20 protein-coding genes and 1 tRNA gene are annotated in these 21188 nt (G+C 71.0%); 12 read left to right on the forward strand and 9 right to left on the reverse strand.

The window, feature by feature from the left end:
- The first annotated feature begins 164 nt into the window (after nt 1-164).
- Complete coding sequence (locus HNR76_RS07460) at nt 165-2351, forward strand: M3 family metallopeptidase (RefSeq protein ID WP_162309492.1); 2187 nt, start codon at nt 165-167, stop codon at nt 2349-2351.
- A 69-nt stretch (nt 2352-2420) separates the two neighbouring features.
- On the opposite strand, the gene cfa is transcribed toward HNR76_RS07460, so the two are convergent.
- The 3 genes from cfa to HNR76_RS07475 form a co-directional block, all read right to left on the reverse strand.
- Nucleotides 2421-3542: a cyclopropane fatty acyl phospholipid synthase gene (gene cfa / locus HNR76_RS07465; protein ID WP_162309493.1), complete on the reverse strand. Its 1122-nt coding sequence runs from the start codon at nt 3540-3542 to the stop codon at nt 2421-2423.
- A 9-nt stretch (nt 3543-3551) separates the two neighbouring features.
- On the reverse strand, nt 3552-4376 hold the full coding sequence (locus tag HNR76_RS07470) for a DUF3298 and DUF4163 domain-containing protein (protein WP_162309494.1): 825 nt from the start codon (nt 4374-4376) through the stop codon (nt 3552-3554).
- A 96-nt stretch (nt 4377-4472) separates the two neighbouring features.
- The gene (locus tag HNR76_RS07475) at nt 4473-4766 is read right to left on the reverse strand and encodes a GNAT family N-acetyltransferase (protein WP_162309495.1); all 294 of its coding nucleotides are present in this window, start codon (nt 4764-4766) and stop codon (nt 4473-4475) included.
- Nucleotides 4767-4941: 175 nt separating this feature from the next.
- Here HNR76_RS07475 and HNR76_RS07480 point away from each other — a divergent pair, with 175 nt between their 5' ends.
- The gene (locus HNR76_RS07480; RefSeq protein WP_170298584.1) at nt 4942-5109 is read left to right on the forward strand and encodes a hypothetical protein; all 168 of its coding nucleotides are present in this window, start codon (nt 4942-4944) and stop codon (nt 5107-5109) included.
- Between the two features lie 84 nt (nt 5110-5193).
- Here the strand turns inward: HNR76_RS07480 and HNR76_RS07485 are convergent, their stop codons facing one another.
- Genes HNR76_RS07485 through HNR76_RS07495 form a run of 3 tightly spaced genes read right to left on the reverse strand, consistent with a single transcriptional unit; the run spans nt 5194 to nt 8281 of the window.
- On the reverse strand, nt 5194-6015 hold the full coding sequence (locus HNR76_RS07485; RefSeq protein WP_343059278.1) for a histone H1-like repetitive region-containing protein: 822 nt from the start codon (nt 6013-6015) through the stop codon (nt 5194-5196).
- Between the two features lie 23 nt (nt 6016-6038).
- The gene (locus HNR76_RS07490; protein ID WP_162309497.1) at nt 6039-6656 is read right to left on the reverse strand and encodes a rhomboid family intramembrane serine protease; all 618 of its coding nucleotides are present in this window, start codon (nt 6654-6656) and stop codon (nt 6039-6041) included.
- Between the two features lie 8 nt (nt 6657-6664).
- Nucleotides 6665-8281, reverse strand: coding sequence for a POT-type proton-dependent oligopeptide transporter (locus tag HNR76_RS07495; RefSeq protein WP_162309498.1), 1617 nt, complete (start codon nt 8279-8281; stop codon nt 6665-6667).
- Nucleotides 8282-8442: 161 nt separating this feature from the next.
- Between HNR76_RS07495 and HNR76_RS07500 the strand changes: the two genes are divergently transcribed.
- From HNR76_RS07500 to HNR76_RS07515, 4 genes are all read left to right on the forward strand, one after another.
- Complete coding sequence (locus tag HNR76_RS07500) at nt 8443-10236, forward strand: M14 family metallopeptidase (RefSeq protein ID WP_425501753.1); 1794 nt, start codon at nt 8443-8445, stop codon at nt 10234-10236.
- 4 nt (nt 10237-10240) lie between these two features.
- Nucleotides 10241-11239 (forward strand): endonuclease/exonuclease/phosphatase family protein, encoded by a 999-nt coding sequence (locus HNR76_RS07505; RefSeq protein WP_162309499.1) that lies wholly within the window; start codon nt 10241-10243, stop codon nt 11237-11239.
- 83 nt (nt 11240-11322) lie between these two features.
- On the forward strand, nt 11323-11889 hold the full coding sequence (locus tag HNR76_RS07510; RefSeq protein WP_162309500.1) for a type 1 glutamine amidotransferase domain-containing protein: 567 nt from the start codon (nt 11323-11325) through the stop codon (nt 11887-11889).
- Nucleotides 11886-12302, forward strand: a complete 417-nt coding sequence (locus HNR76_RS07515; RefSeq protein ID WP_162309501.1) for an MliC family protein — start codon at nt 11886-11888, stop codon at nt 12300-12302. The genes HNR76_RS07510 and HNR76_RS07515 overlap by 4 nt, the downstream gene beginning before the upstream one ends.
- 99 nt (nt 12303-12401) lie before the next feature.
- Here the strand turns inward: HNR76_RS07515 and htpX are convergent, their stop codons facing one another.
- Complete coding sequence (gene htpX, locus HNR76_RS07520; RefSeq protein WP_162309502.1) at nt 12402-13274, reverse strand: protease HtpX; 873 nt, start codon at nt 13272-13274, stop codon at nt 12402-12404.
- A 92-nt stretch (nt 13275-13366) separates the two neighbouring features.
- Here htpX and gluQRS point away from each other — a divergent pair, with 92 nt between their 5' ends.
- The 3 genes from gluQRS (at nt 13367) to phaR (ending at nt 15640) form a co-directional block, all read left to right on the forward strand.
- Nucleotides 13367-14278, forward strand: a complete 912-nt coding sequence (gene gluQRS, locus HNR76_RS07525; RefSeq protein ID WP_162309503.1) for a tRNA glutamyl-Q(34) synthetase GluQRS — start codon at nt 13367-13369, stop codon at nt 14276-14278.
- A 44-nt stretch (nt 14279-14322) separates the two neighbouring features.
- On the forward strand, nt 14323-15063 hold the full coding sequence (gene phbB, locus HNR76_RS07530; protein ID WP_162309504.1) for a beta-ketoacyl-ACP reductase: 741 nt from the start codon (nt 14323-14325) through the stop codon (nt 15061-15063).
- Between the two features lie 88 nt (nt 15064-15151).
- On the forward strand, nt 15152-15640 hold the full coding sequence (gene phaR / locus HNR76_RS07535) for a polyhydroxyalkanoate synthesis repressor PhaR (RefSeq protein ID WP_162309505.1): 489 nt from the start codon (nt 15152-15154) through the stop codon (nt 15638-15640).
- Between the two features lie 10 nt (nt 15641-15650).
- Here phaR and HNR76_RS07540 read toward each other — a convergent pair whose 3' ends face one another.
- Nucleotides 15651-16553: a M48 family metallopeptidase gene (locus tag HNR76_RS07540; RefSeq protein ID WP_162309506.1), complete on the reverse strand. Its 903-nt coding sequence runs from the start codon at nt 16551-16553 to the stop codon at nt 15651-15653.
- Between the two features lie 13 nt (nt 16554-16566).
- Nucleotides 16567-18426 carry a formylglycine-generating enzyme family protein gene (locus HNR76_RS07545; RefSeq protein ID WP_162309758.1) on the reverse strand — a complete coding sequence of 620 codons (1860 nt, stop codon included), beginning with the start codon at nt 18424-18426 and terminating at the stop codon, nt 16567-16569.
- A gap of 111 nt (nt 18427-18537) precedes the next feature.
- On the opposite strand from HNR76_RS07545, the gene rnd reads away from it, so the two are divergent.
- The 3 genes from rnd to HNR76_RS07560 all read left to right on the forward strand — a co-directional run bounded on the left by rnd (nt 18538) and on the right by HNR76_RS07560 (nt 21179).
- A complete protein-coding gene (rnd, locus tag HNR76_RS07550) occupies nt 18538-19632 on the forward strand; it encodes a ribonuclease D (RefSeq protein WP_162309507.1) in 1095 nt (364 codons plus the stop codon).
- Between the two features lie 92 nt (nt 19633-19724).
- A tRNA-Ala gene (locus HNR76_RS07555) sits at nt 19725-19800 on the forward strand.
- Nucleotides 19801-19964: 164 nt separating this feature from the next.
- Nucleotides 19965-21179, forward strand: coding sequence for a tyrosine-type recombinase/integrase (locus tag HNR76_RS07560; protein WP_343059280.1), 1215 nt, complete (start codon nt 19965-19967; stop codon nt 21177-21179).
- Nucleotides 21180-21188: the final 9 nt, after the last annotated feature.

Below are 21188 nucleotides of genomic sequence, written 5' to 3' on the forward strand. Positions count from 1 at the left end.
GCAACTGAAGCCAGCGACCGCCGGCCCGGCGCGGCTCCTTTTGGGGTCGACCCTCTCCACGCCAAGTCGCGGCCCGTGCGGCCGCCCGTGCCTTTTGTCACGGGTCCGCACCCGGTTGCTGCGCTACGCTGGCCGGATTCGTTTCCGCAGGAACCGTTGTGATGATGAGAACCGGACTTTCCCTGGCCCTGGCCGCCGCCCTTGGATTGAACATGACCGCGTGCAACCGAACCGACGCCCCCGCGGCCGGCACCGAGGCCGGACAGGCGGCCGCCACCGCCCGCCAGGACAACCCGTTCCTCGTCCAGAGCGACCTGCCGCTGCAATACCCGCATTTCGACCGGATCCAGGACGGCGATTTCGCGCCGGCCTTCGACGCGGGCATGGCCGAGCAACTGCAGGAGATCGAGGCGATCGCCGGCAATCCCCAGGCCCCCACGTTCGACAACACCATCGTCGCCCTGGAGAACAGCGGCCAGACCCTGAACCGCGCGCGCGCGGTGTTCTCCAACCTGGTCGGCACCGACACCAACGACGCCCGCAAGCGGTTGCAGGCCGACTACTCGCCCCGGTTCGCCGCGCACCGCGACGCGATCGTGCTCAACGGCCCGCTATTCGCCCGCATCCAGGCCCTGTACGACACCCGCGACTCGCTGGGCCTGGACGCCGAGGGCCTGCGCCTGGTCGAGCGCTACTACACCGACTACGTCCGCGCCGGCGCCAGGCTGTCCGACGCCGACAAGACCAGGCTGAAGGAAATGAACGGCGAACTGGCCCGGCTGGGCACCCGGTTCGACCAGAACGTGCTCAACGAGGTCAACGCCTCGGCCGTGGTCTTCGACGACGCGCAGGCGCTTGCCGGCTCGACCGAAGCGCAGATCGCCGCGGCCGCCGATGAAGCCGGGCAGCGGGGGCTGGACGGCAAGTACGTGGTCGCCCTGCTCAACACCACCGGCCAGCCGCCGCTGAGCTACCTGACCGACCGCCAGGCGCGGCAGAAGATCTTCGAGGCGTCCATCGCCCGCGGCAGCCGCGGCGGCGAATTCGACAACACCGCCATCGTAGCCCAGGTGGCGAAGCTGCGCGCCGAGCGCGCCGCCCTGCTCGGCTACCCCAACCACGCCGCCTACCAGTTGGAGGAGGCCACCGCCAGGACGCCGCAGGCGGTCAACGACATGCTCGCCAAGCTGGCCCCGGCGGCGGTGGCCAATGCCAGGCGCGAGGCCGCCGAGCTGCAGAAGACCATCGACCGGGAGCAGGCCGCCAAGGGCGAGCCGAGCTTCCGGCTCGAGCCCTGGGACTGGGCGTTCTACACCGAGAAGGTGCGCCAGGAAAAGTACGATTTCGACGAATCCCAGCTCAAGCCCTACTTCGAGATGAAGAACGTGCTGGAGAACGGCGTGTTCTTCGCCGCCAGCCAGCTCTACGGGATCGCCTTCAAGGAACGCACCGACCTGCCCAAGTACCACCCGGACACCTGGACCTACGACGTGTTCGACGCCGACGGCAGCCTGTTGGCGATCTTCATCTTCGACCCCTACGCGCGCGCCTCCAAGCGCGGCGGCGCCTGGATGAACTCGTACGTGTCCCAGTCCGGCCTGCGCGGCACGCGGTCGGTGGTGGCCAACCACCTCAACATCGCCAAGCCGCCGGCCGGCGAGCCCACGCTGATGACCTGGGACGAGGTCACCACCGCGTTCCACGAGTTCGGCCACGCCCTGCACGGCATGTTCTCGGATGTCGCCTACCCGTATTTCAGCGGCACCAGCGTGCCGCGCGACTTCGTCGAGTTCCCCTCGCAGGTCAACGAGATGTGGGCCGACTGGCCGAGCGTGCTGGCCAACTACGCCAAGCACCACGACACCGGCGAGCCGATGCCGCAGGCGCTGCTGGACAAGGTGCTGGCCACGGGCAGGTTCAACCAGGGCTTCGCCACCACCGAGTACCTGGGCGCGGCCATGCTCGACCAGCGCTGGCACCAGATGGACGCCGGGCAGGTACCGGCCGCCGACGGGGTGATGAAGTTCGAGGCCGACGCGCTGGCCGCCGACGGCATCGCCTATGCCCCGGTGCCGCCGCGCTACCGCACGCCGTACTTCAGCCACATCATGGGCGGCTACTCGGCCGGCTACTACGCCTACATCTGGTCCGAGGTCCTGGACGCCAACACCCAGGCGTGGATGCGCGAGCACGGCGGCCTGAAGCGCGAGAACGGCGACCGCTTCCGCGCCACCCTGCTCTCGCGCGGCGGCAGCAAGGACGCGATGCAGTTGTTCCGCGACTTCGCCGGCCACGATCCGAGGATCGAGCCGCTGCTGGCCAAGCGCGGGCTGGACGCCGCCGCGCCCTGATCCCGCCTCCCGGGGCGACCTGCCACCGCGCCGCCTCCGGGCGGCGCGGTGCTTTCCGCGCCGGTGCGCTCAACGCGGCGCGACGTAGCCGCCGGGCACACCCCGCGGCGAGAGCACGACCTGCCACAACTGCGCACGGCGGGTGCGGAAGGCCGCCATCGACCCGGCCAGGTAGAACCGCCACATCCGCCGGAAGCGCTCGTCGTAGCGCGGGTCCAGCCGTTCCCAGGCCGCCTCGACGTTGTCGCGCCAGGCCTGCAGGGTGCGGTCGTAGTCGGCCCCGAAGTTGTGCCAGTCCTCGATCACGAAGGCGCCCTCGCAGGCATGCGTGAGTTGCGCGGCCGAAGGCAGCATCGAGTTGGGGAAGATATAGCGGGCGATCCACGGATCGGTGCGCCGGGCCGAGACGTCGCGGCCGATGCTGTGCAGCAGGAACAGGCCGTCGTCGGCCAGGCAGCGCCTCGCCACCCGGAAATAGTCGCGATAATTGCGCACGCCCACGTGCTCGAACATGCCGATCGAGAACACCGCGTCGAACCGCTCGTCCAGCTCGCGGTAGTCCTGCAGGCGGATCTCCACCGGCAGGTCGGCGCACAGCCGGCGCGCGTAGCCGGCCTGTTCGCGCGAGATGGTCGCCCCCACCCCGCTCACGCCGTAGCGCCGCGCCGCATACTCCAGCGCCTCGCCCCAGCCGCAGCCGATGTCCAGCACGCGCATGCCCGGGCGCAGGCCGAGCTTGCGGCAGACCAGGTCCAGCTTGGCCTCCTGCGCCGCGTCCAGATCGCCGGCCTGGCGCCAGTAGCCGCAACTGTAGACCAGCCGCCGGCCCAGCATCGCCGCATACAGGTCGTTGCCCAGGTCGTAATGCCGGCGCCCGACCTCGCCGCTGCGGCCGCGCGTCTGCGGATTGGTCAGCCGCGCCAGCAGGGCGCGCCGGAGCTCGCCGATGCCGTGCACGCGCTCGTCCAGGCGCGCACGCATCAGCCGCTCCAGCAGGCCGTCCAGCGCGCGCGCGTCCCACCAGCCGTCCATGTACGACTCGCCCAGCCCCAACGATCCGTGGACCAGCAACCGCGCGTGCAGGCGCGCGTCATGGACCTGCATGTCCCAGTCGCGGTCGCCGCCGATGCGCACGCCCGCCTCGCCCAGCAGCGCTTCGACGCGACGCCCGGCGAGGGAGGCGCGTGCCATGCCCGCCGCCTATTGCGCGAACAGCTCGCGGTAGTCCGGGGCCAGGTACGGCAGCAGTACCGCGGCCGGGACCTCGGCGTACTGCACCCCGTCCGCGTACGGCCCCACCTGGTAGGGCGCGAACACGAAGCGCAGCGCGGCGATCCTGCCGTCCTGCGCCGGCACCGGCTCGAACTGGGCGAAGTTCTCGGGCCGCGGCTCGGTGCCCTGGGCGATGGTCTTCAGTGCCGCGCCCAGCAGGCGCTGGCGGTCGCCCGGCTCCAGCGACTCGTCCGCGGCCCGGGTATGGGCCGCCGTGCCCAATTGCTCGGCCGCATGGTCGGCGATCGTGCGCCATCCCGCCGGCGAGGCCAGCAGCCGGTCCGAGGTCAGCATCTGCTCGTGCCGCGGCAACCAGACGAAACGCGCCACCAGGGGCTGGCCGTGGGCGCCCCCGGTGTAGAGGCTGCCCTCGGCCGCCACCGCCACCACGTCCGGCGTCTCCATCAGGCCGCGGAACCCCAGCGACAACTCGTAGGGCGCCCTGGGCGGCCCGTCCAGGCCCTCGACCGCCTGCATCAGTTCCGCGCGGGCCGCGGCGGCATAGGCGTGCAGCGCACTGGCCAGGCCGGGATAGGCCGCCGCCGAAGGCGGATAGCTGATGCCGACCACATAGCGCGGGTCGTGCTCGATCACGTCCTCCATCGATACCGGCGCCGGCATTTCCGGCACGGCGGCCTCCGCCACGGGCGGTGCCTCGATGGACGGCGCCGGCGCCTCCGCCTGCCGTCCGCAGGCGGACGGCAGCAGCACCAGCACGGACAGCACCAGGAAGGGAAGCTTGGTTCGGATCATGTCTGCGGACCTCCGTTGTGCCGCATGCATCTTCGCGTACATAGCCGCAGGGCGGCGCCGGCCGTCATTGCGCCGCGACCCCGGCGCTGCGCGGCATCATCCCGCTACCTGGGTGGCGTATTCCGGATGCCTGGCCACCCAGACGGCAGCATAGGAACACGCCGGGACCACGCGCCACCCCTGGGCCTTGGCATGCTCGAAGGCCTCGCGCACCAGGTGCCCGGCCACGCCGCGACCGCCGATGGCCAAGGGCACGCCGGTATGGTCGATGACCATGGCCCCGTCCTCCAGCCGGTAGAGCAGTTCGGCTTCGTGGCCGTCCATCCGGACGTGGAAGCGGTGCCGGTCCGGATCGTGCCCGATCGCGGGGGATGGGGGGGAATCGGTCATGTCGGGCCTCCGTGGAATGCGGCAAAAGGCGACGTGTAGCGTCACATTATGGCGGGCATCCGCGCAATGGCATGTGAGGAATCCGGTCCGCCGCATGGGTTTCCGGGCCCGCCACCGCGGTTGGCACGCGTCCTGCGACCCACCGGGACAGTACCGCCGCCGTGACGGAGCCAGCATGAACGTTCTCGACGCCTACGCCGCCAACGATTCCGCCAGCGATGCCTCGCTGCTCGAAGGGCTGTACCAGTTGGTCATGGACGGGCATACCGACAGTTGGGAGTTCGAGCAACTGACCCACGAAGTGTACGAGCGTCTCAAGACCACCTACTCGGTAGCCGTCTGACGCCACACGGGGCGCGCCTGGGCGCACGCCCCTTCCTCCCCGCCCCGCACCCTCGGGCGCGCACCTTTCCGATGCCACGCCGCTTCAGCGGTGGTCGCGCTTGCGCTGGTTGCGCCGGTCGTGGGTGCTGGCGCTGCCCTGGATCGCGCGCATCCGGCTCTCGCCGGCATGCAGTTCCTGCGCCTTGGCCGCGGCCTCCGGCGATACGTAGCCCTCGGCCTGGAGCGGTTGCGCCTGCGGGTCCAGTTGGCGCCAGGGCGGGGTCTGGCGCGCCTGTTCCTGCTGGGCCTGCAACAGCGTGCGGGTCGCGGCCAGCGCCTGCTTCGGGGTCGGCGCGCGCGCGCCGGCGCGGCGCGGGGTTGCAGTGCGCCCGGCAGTCGCCGCCTGCGCCGCATGGCCGCCGCGGGCAGCGGCCGTCGTCCTGGCCGGGGACGTCCCCGCCACGGCCCTGGGGGCTGCGGTGCGGCGTGCCGTCGCCTGGGCGGTCGCGGTTTTCTTCGTCACGGCCTTCTTCGCCGCAGTCTTCTTCACCACGGCTTTCTTCGACACGGTCTTTTCGCCTGTGGCTTTCTTCGATGCGGCTTTCCCGGCCACGGCGCTGCGCGCGGGCGATTTCTCCTTCGCCGCCTGGCGGGTCGTCGTGACCTTTTTCGCTGCCGTCTTCTTCGGCATCGCCTTCGTGCCCGTCTTCGCTGCGGCCTTCCTGGCGGGCGACTTCTTCGAAGCCGCTTTGCGGGCCGCGGCCGTCTTCGCAGCCGCCTTGGGCGTGCCGGCCTTCGCGGCCGGGCGGCGCCCGGTGGCGGCCTTGCGCGCGGCGGCCTTTCCGGCATGGGTGATGGATGCGGTACGGGTTGCCATCTTCGCCTCCGTCTTGGGGGGACGCAGGCAGACTGGCACGCCCCACATGCAGGCGCGGTGAGCGTCGCAGTTCAGCCGAAGCGCGGATTCATCAACTGCTCCAGGAACACCTGCGCCAGGCGCGGCTCCATCGCCAGCATGAACATGACCCCGAAGGCCGCCCCGGCCAGGTGCGCGCTGTGGTTGATGCGGTCGCCCCCGCGGTGGTCCATCCACAGGCTGTAGCCCACGTAGAAGACCGCGTACAGGATCGCCGGCGCGGGGATGAAGAACACGAAGATCAGCGACCACGGCGAGATCAGGATGAAGGCGAACAGCACCGCCGACACCGCGCCCGACGCGCCGAGGCTGAAATAGCCGGCGTTCTTCTGGTTCTTCAGGTAGCTGGGCAGGATGGAGACCACCAGCGCGCCCACGTAGAACAGCGGATAGGTCAGCATGCTGCCGGTGAGCTGCCCCATCACCTGCTCGATCAGGCGCCCGAAGAAGAACAGGGTGACCATGTTGAACAGCAGGTGGGCCAGGTCCGCGTGCAGGAGGCCGTAGCTGGCCAGGCGCCAGTATTCGTGCCGCTGCGAGATCGCCGGCGGCCACAGGATCAGCCGGTCGGCCAGGCGGCGGTCGTGGAAGGCGCGCCAGGACACCAGCGCGGTGGCGGCGATCAGCACGAGGGTAACGGGATAAGGCATGGCATTCCTCAGGCGGCGCGGTAGTTGTCCTGCATCGGGTAGCGGCGCGCGTAGGCGGCGAAGGCCAGCGCGGCGGCGAACGCGAAGCCGGCGAAGAAGAACATCAGGAACGCGTTCTCGCTCAGCCCGGTGCCGGCGATGCGGCCCAGCACGGCCTCGTTGCGCACGCCGAAGTTGGTCAGCAGCACCCACAGGCTGCCGAAGGTGCTGGTCAGGTACCAGAAGGCCATGATCACGCCCTTCATCGCGTGCGGCGCCTGGCTGTAGGCGAACTCCAGCGCGGTGGCCGAGACCAGGACCTCGCCGAAGGTCAGCATCAGGTAGGGCAGCGCCTGCCAGGCCAGCGAGACCGGCGCGCCGCCGTCCAGCCACAGTTGCAGCGCGCCGGCCACGATCCACGACACGCCGGAGATGGCGATGCCCCAGCCCATCCGCCGCAGCGCGGTGGGTTCCCAGCCCAGCCGGCGCAGGGCCGGGTACAGCACCAGGTTGTTGAACGGAATCAGCAGCATCACCAGCAGCGGGTTCAGCGCCTGCATCTGCGCCGCGTCCTGCACCAGCCAGCTCGGCCACCACGCCGCCCCGTGCGGGATGGTCATCTCCCGGCCCTGGATGATCCAGGTCGAGGCCTTCTGGTCGAACAGCGACCAGAACGGGGTCACCAGCGCGAACACGATCAGGATCCGCAGCACCGCGCGCACGCCGTCCACCGCCGCGTCCGGGTGCGCGCCGCGGGCGCGCTCCAACTGCAGCGAGGCGCCCCAGCCGCCCAGCGCGATCACCGCGCCCAGCGCCAGGCAGGCGGAGATGACGAAGCCGAAGTCCGGCCACCACGGCACCAGGCCGGCCAGCGACAGCGCCCACAGCCCCAGCAGCGCCGCCGCCGCCGCCAGGCCGGCCATGGCCACCGCGTAGCCGGGCCGTCCCTGCCCGGGCCGCCGGGTGCGCAGCGCGGTCTTGACCACCTCCAGGAAACCGTGCGGATCGTCGCCCGACGGCGGCACGTTGACGTAGCGCCGGCGCCCCAGCCAGAACACGACGGTGGCGATGAACATCAGCACGCCCGGGATGCCGAAGGCCACCGCCGGCCCCCAGTGGCGCAGGAACAGCGGCGCCAGCAGCGAGGCGAAGAACGAGCCGAAGTTGATGATCCAGTAGAACGCGTCGAAGACCACCCGCGCCTTGTCCTTGTTGCTCCGGTCGAACTGGTCGCCGCAGAAGGACACCACCAGCGGCTTGATTCCGCCCGAGCCCAGCGCGATCAGGAACAGGCCGGTGTAGAAGCCGCCGGCATGGCTCTCGAACAGCGCCAGGCAGGCATGGCCGGCGCAGTACACCAGCGAGAACCACAGGATGGTGTTGTACTTGCCGAAGAAGCGGTCCGACAGCCAGCCGCCGAGCAGCGGGAAGAAGTACACGCCGATGACGAAGCTGTGGAAGATGTCCTTGGCCGCGCCGTCGCGCTGCGCACCCTCGGGCAGGTAGGCCAGCAGGACCGAACTGATCAGGAACGGCACCAGGATGTTGCGCATCCCGTAGAAGCTGAAGCGCTCGCAGGCCTCGTTGCCGATGATGTAGGCGATCTGGCGGGGCATGCGCCCCGGCCCGGCGGTGGTGGTGGCCATCGGATGGTCGGTCGCAAAAGAAACCGAGGGTACCCGATCGGCGGTTGCCACCGGAACCGTGCGCGGCGCCACGGCCCATGCCGCGCCGCACTGGCATCATGGCGGCTTTCCCCACCGTGCCGCCCCCCATGTCGCGTTCCGTGTTCCGGTTCTTCCGCCCGTTGCCGGTGTTGTCCGGCCTGGTGTTCGGCCTGGTGTTCGGCCTGGCGGCCATGGCACCGGCCATGGCCGACGCTTCCCTGTCCACGGTGGCCGAGCGCTCCGGCTTCCAGCGCACCGGCCGCTACGGGGAAGTACCGGCGCTGGCGGCCGCGTTCCAGGCGCGATGGCCGGACCGGGTCCGCGCGTTCGATTTCGGCACCACCCCGGAAGGGCGGCCAATGCAGGTGCTGGTGGTCACCGCCACCGGCGCGTTCGACCCGGCCCAGGCGCGCCGCCGCGGATTGCCGGTGGTGCTGGTCCAGGGCGGCATCCACGCCGGCGAGATCGACGGCAAGGATGCGGGGTTTCTGGCCCTGCGCCAGGTACTGGAAGGCCAGGCCGCCCGGGGGGCAATGGACCGCCTGGTGTGGCTGTTCGTGCCGGTGTTCAACGTCGATGGCCACGAGCGTTTCGGCGCCTGGAACCGGCCCAACCAGCGCGGCCCGGAGGAAATGGGCTGGCGCACCACCGCCCAGGGCTACAACCTCAACCGCGACTACCTGAAGGCCGACTCGCCCGAGATGCAGGCCATGCTGCGCCTGGTGCGCGAGTGGGACCCGCTGGCCATGGTCGACCTGCACGCGACCGACGGCGCCCAGTTCGAGCACGACGTGTCCATCCAGGTCGAGCCGCTGCACGCCGGCGACGAGGCACTGCGCACCGCCGGCCGTGCCTGGCGCGACGGGGTGATCGCCGACCTGGCCCGGCAGGGTTCGCTGCCGCTGGATTTCTACCCCTCCTTCGTGGTCGAGGACGACCCGGCCTCCGGCTTCGTCGACGACGTGCCGCCGCCGCGCTTCTCGCACGGCTATTTCCTGCTGCGCAACCGCCTCGGGATGCTGGTGGAGACCCACTCGTGGAAGCCCTACCCCGAGCGCGTGCGGATCACCCGCAACACCATCGTCTCGGTGCTGGAGCGGATGGCCGCGCACGGCGCGCAATGGCGGCGGCTGGCCGAGGCGGCCGACGCCCGCGCCGCACGGCTGGGCGGCACCGCGTCGCCGCTGGACTGGGCGGCCACCGACCGCTCGCGGACCATCCGATTCCGCGGCTACGCCTACACCCACACGCCATCGGAGGTTTCCGGCGCGCCGATGACCCGCTACGACGAATCCACCCCGCAACTGTGGCGCGTGCCGCTGCGCGACCAGTTGGCGCCGTCGCTCGTCGTCGCCGCACCCGGTGCCGGCTACCTGGTGCCACCGGCCTGGGCGGCACGGGTGCGGCCTTTGCTGGAGACGCATGGGGTGATCTTCCAGCGCCTGGAGGCGGCCTGGACGCAGGCGCCGGTGGCGGCCTTCCGCGCGGACGCGGCCAGGTTCGCCGGCAGCTCCAGCGAAGGCCGCCAGCGCCTGGCACTGGACGGTAGCTGGCGAGCGGAAACCCGCGACGTCGGTGCCGGTGCGCTCTACGTCCCCATCACCCAGCCGCTTTCGCGGCTGGTGCTGGCCCTGCTCGAACCGCAGGCGCCGGACTCGATGGCCGCGTGGGGTGCGTTCAACAACGCCTTCGAGCGCAAGGAATACATGGAGGACTACGTGGCCGAGGACGTCGCCCGGCAGATGCTGGATGCCGACCCGGCGCTGCGTGCCCGCTTCCAGCGGCGCCTGGCCGAGGATGCGGCCTTCGCCGGCGACCCGGCCGCGCGCCTGGACTTCTTCTATCGCCGCCATAGTTCCTGGGACGAACGCCATGGCCTCTATCCGGTCCTGCGGCTGGAGCAGCCGCCGCCGGAAACGGCGGCCGCGGATTGACGCCATGCGAAGGTCCTTCGCCCCGCTGCTCGCGCTCGTGCTCGCCGCCGGCACGGCGGGCGCGCATGCGGGCGCCATGCCCGTGGCGGCGGCGGACGATGCGGGCATGGCCGCCGGATTCGCCCTGGCCGTCCTCGATCTCCACCGCGAGCGCGACGACTGGCCGGCGAACCGGGCGCGCATCGCCGGGACGCTGCGCGGGCTGCAGCCGGATGCGGTGGCGCTGCAGGGCGTGCTGCAGGACGGGACGACGCTCAACCAGGGCGCATGGCTGGCCCGGAAGCTGGGCTACGACTGGCACTTCGCCACCATCGACCCGCCCAGCCGGCCGCGCCGCGAAGGCAACGCGCTGCTGACCCGCGCCCCCGTGGCCGGGCGCGGCGAGACCCTGCTGCATCCCCTGCACGACCGGCGGGTGGCGGGCATGGTCACGGTGCTGGCCGATGGACGGCCGCTCAACCTCTACGTGGTCCGCCTGCACGGCACAGCCGAAGGCGGCGCCGTACGCGCGCGCCAGGTCGAGGACCTGTTGTCCTGGGTCCGGGCCACCGCGGGCAGCGCTCCGAGCCTGATCGCCGGCGACTTCGGCGCCGCCGCCGACGCGCCCGAACTGGCGCTGCTGCGCGCCGGCTGGGACGAGGCCTGCGGCCCGCTGCACGCGGCAGCCGGCCATCCCGATGCCGCCGCACCGGCAACCCTCCACGCCTTCGTGGAACGCGAGCGCTTGCTGCCGCTGGCAGCCAGCGTACTGATGCTGCACGCGGCCGACCCCGCCGCGGACGACGCCGATGCCGGCCAGGTCGCCGTGGATGCGAGTGCCGCCAACGACAGCGATGGAGATGGCGATGGCAATCGCGCCGACCAGGAAGGCAGCGACACGCGCGACGCCGGCCGCCTCCCGCCGACTCCCGGGCTGCTGATACGCGTACTCGCCGTCGATCCTGGAGACGGCAAGGATCGGGACGATGCCGAGCCAGCGTCCCCCGCCCCGCACGGGACTTAATGATTCGCACACGCGGCCTTCGCACCGCGCACGCGCATACCGCCCTACCTTGGCCGCTCCCCGCCCCGCCAAGGAATCCACGCATGAGCCATCTCACCGGAAAACGTGTCGCCATCCTCGCCAGCGACGGCTTCGAGGAATCCGAGTTGCTGGAACCGATGAACGCGCTGCGCGAACACGGCGCCACGGTCGAGGTGGTCTCGCCGGAGCGAGGTTCCATCCAGGGGCTGCGGCATTTCGACAAGGGCCGATCGGTGGACGTGGACCGCGACCTGGCCGGCGCCGACGCCGCCGACTACGACGCCCTGGTCATCCCGGGCGGCCTGTTCAACCCGGACGCGCTGCGCCACGACGACAACGCCATCCGCTTCACCCGCGCCTTCTTCGAGGCCGGCAAGCCGGTAGGCGCCATCTGCCATGGGCCGTGGGTGCTGGTGGATGCCGAGGTGGTCGACCAGCGCGAACTGACCTCGGTGCCCAACATCCGCCGCGACCTGGAGAACGCCGGTGCGCGCTGGGTCGACCGCGAAGTGGTGGTCGACCAGGGCCTGGTGACCAGCCGCACGCCCAAGGACCTGCCGGCGTTCTGCGCCAAGCTGGTGGAAGAGATCGCCGAAGGCCGCCATCCGCAACAGGCCCGGTCGGCATGAGCGGCACGCACGCCGCCGGCCGCACCGGCCGCCGCCTGCCCGTTCTCGTGTTCGCGGCCATGGTCCTGGCGCCGGGCGCCTGCCATCCCGCAGGCGCGCCGGAGACCGCCGGCGTCGATCCGATGCCGGCGCCCACCCCGCCCACCGCCATCGCCGACCCCGTCGCCTCCGTGCTGGAAACCCATTGGCAGTGCGACGACCAGCACGTGGCCGCGCGCTTCGACAACGATGCCGGCACCGTGACCCTGACCCACGACCGCGGCCAGTTGATGCTGCCGCAAGCGGTTGCCGCCTCCGGTGCGCGCTATGCCGATGCCAACGGCAACGAATTCTGGAGCAAGGGCCCCGCCGGGACGCTGACCCTTTCCGGCACCCCCGCACGCGAATGCATGCAGGTGGGCGCCGCCGATTGAGCGCCGCGGCACCGTCGCGAGGGCAGGGAAACGTCCCGCCGCGGCCTCGTCCGTGGCGGACGGTTGCGTGCGCGTCACCGCGCGGAAACCAGCGCCTGCTCAGCCGGCCGCGCGCAGCGCGGCGATACGCTCGGACAACGGCGGGTGGCTCAGGAACAGGCGGCGCAGCCCCTGGCCGATGCCGCCGGAGATGCCGAAGGCCTCCACCTGCGCCGGCAGCGTGCTCCGGCCCTGGTTGAGCGACAACCGCTCCAGCGCGGCGATCATCTTCTGGCGGCCGGCCAGCCTCGCGCCGCCCGCATCGGCGCGGAATTCGCGATGGCGCGAGAACCACATCGCGATCATGGTCGCGAACAGGCCGAACGCCAGTTCCAGCACCATCACGATGGCGTAGTACGCCAGGCCGCGGCCGCCGCCGTTGTCGCGATTGCCCGACAGGTAGCCATCGACCAGCCCGCCCACCACCCGCGCCAGCACGATCACGAACGTATTGAGCACGCCCTGCAGCAGGGCCATGGTCACCATGTCGCCATTGGCCACGTGCGCGACCTCGTGGCCGAGCACGGCCTCGGCCTCGTCGGCCTGCATCTGCCGCAGCAGGCCGGTGGACACCGCGACCAGCGCGTTGTTGCGGTTGGCGCCGGTGGCGAAGGCGTTGATCTCGGGCGCGTCGTAGACGGCCACTTCCGGCATGCCGATGCCGGCGGCCTGGGCCTGCCGGCGCACCGTGGCCAGCAGCCAGCGCTCGGTCTCGTTGCGCGGCTGTACGATCACCTGCGCACCGGTGGCGCGCCTGGCCATCCACTTGGAGAGCAGCAGCGACACCAGCGAGCCGCCGAAGCCGAACAGCGCGGCGAACACCAGCAGGCTCCCCATCTGCCCGGGGTGGACGCCGAACAGCGACATGACGATGCCGGCCAGGAACAGCACGGCCAGGTTGGTGGCGAGGAACAGGGCAATGCGGCCGAACACGGCAAGTCTCCTGTGGAGGAACGGGCTTGTCGCTGCTGCAATGGGTGCGTGGCGGCTTGAAATCAAGCCATGCATGCCGCGACCATGCGGCGATGCCCGGCCCTTCCGTTCAGCCTGCCGCGACCGGCTACCGCGGCCGCTTCGCACCCTCGCCCACCGGCCCCCTGCACCTGGGCTCGCTGCTGGCCGCCTTCGGCGGATGGCTGCTGGCCCGGCATGCGGGCGGCGAATGGCTGGTGCGGATCGAGGACATCGATCCGCCGCGCGAGGTGCCCGGCGCCGCCGCCGCGCAACTGGCCGCGCTGGCCGCCTTCGGCCTGGCCGGCGACCGGCCGCCGGCATGGCAGAGCCGGCGGCATGCGCTGTACCGCGCCGCGCTGGACCGGCTGCTCGCCGCCGGCCACGCCTTCGCCTGCTCCTGCAGCCGCAGCGCGCTGGCCGCGCAGGGCGGCATCCATCGCCGCTGCGTAGCCGGCGTGCCGCGGCCGCACCCGGCCATCCGCCTGCGCGTGGCCGACGGCGCCACGGTCGCGTTCGAGGACGGCCTGCAGGGCACGGTGGGCCAGGACGTCGCCGCCGAGGTGGGCGACTTCGTCCTGCTGCGCGCCGACGGCTGCTGGGCCTATCAACTGGCGGTGGTGGTGGACGATGCCGATCAGGGCATCACCGACGTGGTCCGCGGCGCCGACCTGCTCGACTCCACCCCGCGCCAGATCCTGCTGCAGCGCGCGCTGGGCCTGCCCGTGCCGCGCTACCTGCACCTGCCGCTGCTTCTGGACGAGGACGGGCACAAGCTCTCCAAGTCCAGCGCCGCGCCGCCGCTGGACCCGGCCGACCCGCTGCCGGCACTGCGTGCCTGCTGGTCGCTGCTGGGCCAGGACCCGGCGCACGTGCGCGGCTGCGGCGACGTCGATGCGCTGCTGCGCCAGGCCCGCGCGCGCTTCGATCCGGCACTGCTTCCGGCGCGCTTGCACTTTCGCCGAGGCGACACTACAACTGCCTGACGGCCCCATCGACATCGAACAACGCAATCCCCGGGAGGGAAACCATGAGCAGTCGCGTCGCACTCGTCACCGGCGGTACCGGAGGCATCGGCACCTCCATCTGCAAGCGCCTGGCCGACATGGGCCATCGCGTGGCGACCAACTACCGCAGCGAGGAAAAGGCGCGCGCCTGGCAGCAGAAGATGCAGGCCGAGGGCTACGACATCGTCGTCGTGCCCGGCGACGTGGGCTCGCCCGAGGCGGCGCAGGCCCTGGTCAAGGGGGTGGAGGAGAAGCTGGGCCCGGTCGAGATCCTGGTCAACAACGCCGGCATCACCCGCGACACCACCTTCCACCGGATGACCCCGGAGCAGTGGCACGAGGTCATCAACACCAACCTCAACTCGGTGTTCAACGTCACCCGGCCGGTGATCGAGGGCATGCGCGAGCGCAAGTGGGGCCGGGTCATCCAGATCAGTTCGATCAACGGCCTCAAGGGCCAGTATGGCCAGGCCAACTACGCCGCGGCCAAGGCCGGCATGCACGGCTTCACCATTTCCCTGGCGCGCGAGAACGCCAAGCTGGGCATCACCGTCAACACCGTCTCGCCCGGCTACGTGGCCACCGACATGGTCATGGCCGTGCCCGAGGAAGTGCGCGCCAAGATCGTGGCCGACATCCCCACCGGGCGCCTGGGCAAGCCGGAGGAGATCGCCTACGCGGTGGGCTTCCTGGTGGCCGACGAGGCGGCGTGGATCACCGGCTCCAACCTGGACATCAACGGCGGCCACCACATGGGTTGGTGACGAAAGTCAAGCGCACTTGCGGCAGTTGCATGCGCTGCTGCGGTGCGCCATGCTCGCTGACACATGAAGCCATGAGTGAGCGCTATAGATGGCCGCCACCCGCATCATCAAGAAATACCCGAACCGACGGTTGTACGACACCGAGATCTCCAGCTACATCACCATCGAGGACGTGCGCCAGCTCATCCTCGACGGCGAGTCGTTCGAGGTGCGCGACGCCAAGAGCGGCGACGACCTGACCCGCTCGGTGCTGCTGCAGATCATCGCCGAGCAGGAACAGGACGGGGAGCCGATGCTCTCCACCCAGTTGCTGAGCCAGATCATCCGCTTCTACGGTGACTCGCTGCAGGGCTTCATGGGCAACTACCTGGAGCGCAGCATGCAGTTGTTCATGGAGCAGCAGCAGACCTTCCGCCAGCAGATGGGCAACCTGCTCGGGCAGACGCCGTGGACGGCGATGAACCAGTTGACCGAGCGCAACATGGAGCTGTGGCAGGAGTTCCAGCGCAGCCTCGCTGGCGGCCGCGACGCGTCCGCCGGCGCCGGCAAGGACGCCCCGAAGACGCGCAACCGCTGAGCCGCCGGGCTCAGGACGGCGGCGGCGCGCAAAAGCGCTGCCTGTATTCCAGCGCCTTGGGCATCAGCGCCTGCAGGTTCTGGATGCGCGAGCCGGGGTTGGGATGGGTCGAGGAGAACTCGGGGGGCGCCTGCCCGCCCGAGGACTGGCCCATGCGCTCCCATAGGCCGATGGCCTCGTTCGGGTCGTAGCAGGCCGCCGCGGCCAGCATCAGCCCCACCTCGTCGGCCTGGGTCTCGTGGCTGCGCGCGTACGGCAACAGGTAGCCGTAGCCCATGGCCGCCATCATCATCTGCTGCTGTTGCGCGTCCAGCCCGCCGGCGGCGCCGGCCATCTGCCCGATCTGCGCCAGCTTCTGCTGGCTCATCCGCTGCGCGCCGTGGCGCAGCAGTGCGTGGGCGATCTCGTGGCCCATGACCACCGCCATCGCATCGCGGGTCCGGGCCACCGGGATCAGCCCGGTGTAGACGGCCATCTTGCCGCCCGGCAGGCAGAACGCATTGGCCTGCTCGGACGGGATGACGTTGACGTCCCACTCGAACTGGCGCCAGTGGTCCTGCGCGCGCATCCCGTGCTCGCTCGCCAGCGCGGCCGAGACCACGTCGACCTTGGCGATCAGGCGACTGGCGATCTCGCGGATTTCCTGCGACGCCGGATCGGCCGGGTCCAGCGGCCGCTCCTGCGCCAGGATTTCCCGGTAGGCCTGCAGGCCCAGGGCGCGCTCCTGTTCCGGACCGATGGCGCCGTCGATCAGCACGGTCTGCCCGGTGTAGGGGTCCTCGGTGCGGTTGGAGAGGTAGTAGCAGCCGCCGTACACCAGGAAGCCCAGCAGCACCAGCCAGCGTACGTTGCCGAACAGCCCGCCGCCGCGCCGCGGCGCGGCGCCGGAATCGCCGAATGACTGCCTGCGCATGGTCCCTCCCGGCTCAGATGCCCCGCACCAGGCGGAAGCCGATGCGCCCGCTAGTGATATCCGAATCCATGCGCGAACGCCATGCCGAGCGCGTCTGCACCGGCGACCCGGCCCAGGAGCCGCCACGGACCACGCGGGTGCGGCAGCCCGGGTTGAACCAGGCCGCGCCGTCGGCCGGCGCGCGCCGGTAGCTGGCATGCCAGCAATCGCCCACCCATTCGCTGACATTGCCCGCCAGGTCGTGAAGGCCCCATGCATTGGCCTGGAAGCGACCCACCGGCGCCACCCCCCAGTAGCCGTCGCCGTAGCCCACGAAAGCGTTGTTCCAGGTGCGCCCGCTGGGCGAGACGTCGTTGCCGCCGGTGAAGTTGCCGCTGTTCTCCGGCGGCAGCCCGGCATCGCCCCACGGATAGCGTCCCGGGCTGCCGGCGCGCAGGGCGTATTCGAACTCGGCCTCGCTCGGCAGGCGGTAATGGCGGCCGGTCTGTTCCGAAAGCCACGCCGCGTAGGCCTCGGCGTCGCGCACGCTCACGTGCAGCACCGGGTCGCCGGGCGCGGCCGGGCGCCCGTCGTACCCCGAACGCCAGTCCACCCCGCTGCGCCGGACGAAGTTGCCGCTGCGCTCGTCGTAGACGATGGAATTGCCGCGCCGGGTCGCCCGCGGACGCGCGCCGGCCAGCTCCACGAAGCGGCCGAACTCGGCCACCGTCACCTCGGTGAGCGACATCGCGAAACCCCGGTCGAAGCGCACGTAGTGCGCCGGCTGCTCCGCGTCGGAGGCCAGCGGGTCGGTCGCCTCCGCGCCCATCCGGAACGCGCCGTGCGGCACCACCGCCATCTGCGGGCCGCGGCTGCCGTCGGCCAGCGCGTCGGTGAACACCTGGCCCGGCCGGAACGCGCCGTAGTGGGTGAACAGGACGACGCGCTCGCGCAGTTGCACCGCCACCGGATCGCCCGGCGGGGCGATGCGCAGCACTTCGGCCAGGCGCGCGCGCGCATCGCGCAGGCCCCCGGGGCGCAGCAGATCGCTCAATGCGGCATCGCGCAGCATGGCCACGTGACGGCTGCGGACCGCGTCCACCCGGTGGCGCGCATCGGCGACCGCCCCGGCCTCGTCCTCGCGCGTGGCGCGGGCATGCGCCAGCCAGCGCTCGGCCTCGTCGAAGTCCAGCGCGCGGGCGGCCGCCTCGGCCCGGTCCAGCATCGCGCTCTCCACCGCCGCCACGCCCTGGCGCGCGCGCGCGTCGCCCGGGGCCAGGGCCAGCGCATTGCGAAACCAGGCCAGGGCACCCTCGCCCGCCTCGCCCAACTGGCCGGCGCGCAGTTGCGCTTCTCCGGCGCCGGCGAGCACGGCCACTTGCTGCGCCCTCTCCACTTCCCGCGCCAGTGCGCCGACCGCCTCGTCCGCCGGGTCCAGCGCCTGCGCCACCGCGGCCAGTTGCCGGGCACGTCGCAGCGCTTGCTCGTCGTCGCCGCCCGCGGCGGCGGCCAGTGCCTGGGTGCCGGCCGCCACTACCGCCCCCTGCGCGCGCTGCAGCCCCCGCCGGGCCACCGCATCGTCCGGATCGGCCTGGAGCAGAGCCAGGTAGATCGGCACCGCCGCCTGCGCATCCTGGTACAGGCGGCCCTCTTCCAGCGCCTGCTCCGCCTGGCGCCGCCACTGCCCGCGATCCGCCTCGGGCGGCAACGCCACCGGCGGCGGCACCCAGCGCGCCGGCGCCGGGCGGGCTTCGTCGACGCCCTCGACCGCATCCGCGGTGACCCGCGCGGAGCCGGGCAGCGCCTCGCGGGAAGGCGCATCGCGCGCGGCGTCTCCCGGCACGGACGGCGCACGCCCGCACGCGCAGGCCAGCGCCAGCATCGCCCACATCATCGCCCGGCCGCTCGCGCGCAAGATCCCTCCTCGTATCCGGTCCGCATCCACCGGTTTGACGTTAGGCTATCGCAGCCCGCAACGGCAATCGCGAAAACCACCGGAACCCACGTGCCCTCACCCATCTGGATCGAACACCCCGACGAACTCCTCGGCCGCCTGCAATCGGCCCCGGCCCGCATCGGCCTGGACACCGAGTTCATCCGCGAGCGCACCTACTGGCCGCGCCTGGCCCTGGTGCAGATGGCGCTGGGCGAGGACATTCTCCTGGTCGACCCCCTGGTGCCCGGCATGCCCCAGGCACTGGCCGCCTGGCTGGACGCGCCCGGCGTGCTGAAGGTGATGCACAGCGCCAGCGAGGACCTGGTCGCGTTCAAGTGCACCTGCGGCACCCTGCCGCGGCCGATGTACGACACCCAGATCGCCGCCGCGCTGGCCGGGTTCGGCGCCGGGCTGGGCTACCAGAAGCTGGTCGAGCGGATCACCGGCACGGTCCTGCCCAAGGGCGAGACGCGCTCGGACTGGCTGCGCCGCCCGCTCAGCCCGGCCCAGCTCGACTACGCCGCGGACGACGTACGCCACCTCGCCGCCGTGCACGACGCCACCGGCCAGCGCCTGCACGAGCTGGGCCGCCAGGCCTGGCTGGAAGAGGACGTGCAGCGCCTGCTGGGCCAGGCCGCGCGCGACGAGGGCGAGCGCTGGCCGCACCTGTCCCTGCGCATGGCCCAGTTCCTGGACGAGGACGGCCAGCATCGCCTGCTGCGCCTGCTGCGCTGGCGCGAACGCTATGCGCGCGAACACGACCACCCCCGCAACTGGGTACTGGACAACGAACTGGCCGCGGCCCTGGCCCGCGACCCGCCCATCGACGCCACGGACTTGCAGCGCCGCCTGGACGCCTTGCCCAAGTCGCCGCGCCGGCTGGGCAGCGCGATCTGGCAGGCCCTGTCCACGCCGCTGGCCGACGAGGCCGACATGCCCGCGCCCCCAGCCGAGCCCGACCGCAACGCCGTGCGCCGGCTGCAGGACGCCGTGGCCCGGCGCAGCGCCGAACGCGGCCTGCCCGATGGCGTGCTGGCCTCGCGCCGGCACCTGGAAGCCCTGCTCGAGGGCGGGCCCTGGCCGGCCGCGCTGCAGGGCTGGCGCCGCGACGAGCTGGAACCGGTACTCGCCCCCCTGTTGGCAGGCGCACCCGCGACAGGCTAAAATCCGCGCCTCGCGTGGGGCGGTCGCCGGGCGCAAGCCCATCCACCGCAGCCGATCCAGCGCCACCTGCCCGCGCGAGCCTGCAACACCGTGGGGCCATAGCTCAGCTGGGAGAGCGCGTCGTTCGCAATGACGAGGTCGGGAGTTCGATCCTCCCTGGCTCCACCACTTATCCCATCCCGGGTAGTCCGGGGAGAAAAAAACCCCTGAGAAATCAGGGGTTTTTTTTCGCCCTTGGCGTCCAGCACCATCCCGGGCACTCCCTTGCAATTCGGCAGGCCCGGGGGCAACTTTGGGGGCAACTGACCGTCCCGCCAAGGGAGTTGCCCCCAATGCTCACCGATCTGACCATCCGCAAGGCCAAGGCGAACGGAAAGACTCAGCGCCTGTTCGATGCAGGCGGCTTGTATCTGGAAATCTCCCCCAACGGGGGCAAGTGGTGGCGTCTCAAGTTCAGACACGGCGGCAAGGAAAAGCGCTTATCCCTAGGAACTTATCCCGAAGTCAGTCTCGTGGAGGCTCGCGACAAGAGAGCCGAGCACAAGAAGCTGCTCTCGGCAGGCGTTGATCCTGGGCAGCACCGCAAGGCGGCAACGGCGGCGGGCGCGGAGCGCGCTGCTAACAGCTTCGAAGTCGTGGCACGCGAATGGTTCGCGAAACAACAGGTTGGCTGGGCACCCAGCCATGCCGACAAGGTCATCGCCCGGCTGGAAAACGACATCCTCCCATGGCTCGGCAGCCGCCCTGTCGCCGAGATCACCGCTCCCGAGCTCCTGAAGCACTTGGATCGCATCGAAAAGCGCGGCGCGGTCGAAACCGCCCACCGCGCGCTACAAAACTGCGGGCAGATCTTCCGCTACGCCATTCAGACCGGCCGCGCCGAGCGTGACCCGACCTATGACCTGAAGGGCGCCCTCACCCCTCACCGTACCCAGCAGTATGCGCACGTGGTCGAGCCGGCGGAGATTGCCGTACAGCTGCGGAAGATCCACGCCTGCAAGGGCACCTTTCCGGTGCTCTGCGCACTGCGTCTAGTGCCCCTGCTGTTTGCCCGTACAGGCGAACTGCGGCACATGCGCTGGACAGACCTCGACCTTGAGGCCGGGCAATGGTGCTACACGGTCAGCAAGACCCGACGGCAGCACATCGCTTCGCTTTCATCACAGGCCGTGGCAATCCTGACCGAGTTGAAGCCATTGACCGGGCATCACCAGTACGTGTTCCCGGGCAAAGGCAGGGATCGGAAGGAACCGATTTCCAGCAATGCCATCCTCCAGGCGCTGCGCCGGGCGGGGATCTCCAAAGAAGAGCAGACCATCCATGGCTACCGGCACACCGCCAGCGTGCGACTGAACGAAATGAGCACATGGAACACGGATGCGATCGAGGCCGCGCTCACGCACAAGATGCCCGGCGTCCGTGGCGTGTATGCCGGGCGCGCTCAGTACCTAGATGAGCGGCGACGAATGATGCAAGCGTGGGCGGACTATTTGGACGCCCTCCGCACCGGAACCAATGTCATCCCGATCAAGCGCGAAGTGGCCTAGCTTCCCACT

Source organism: Pseudoxanthomonas broegbernensis (assembly GCF_014202435.1).
Lineage (GTDB): Bacteria > Pseudomonadota > Gammaproteobacteria > Xanthomonadales > Xanthomonadaceae > Pseudoxanthomonas > Pseudoxanthomonas broegbernensis.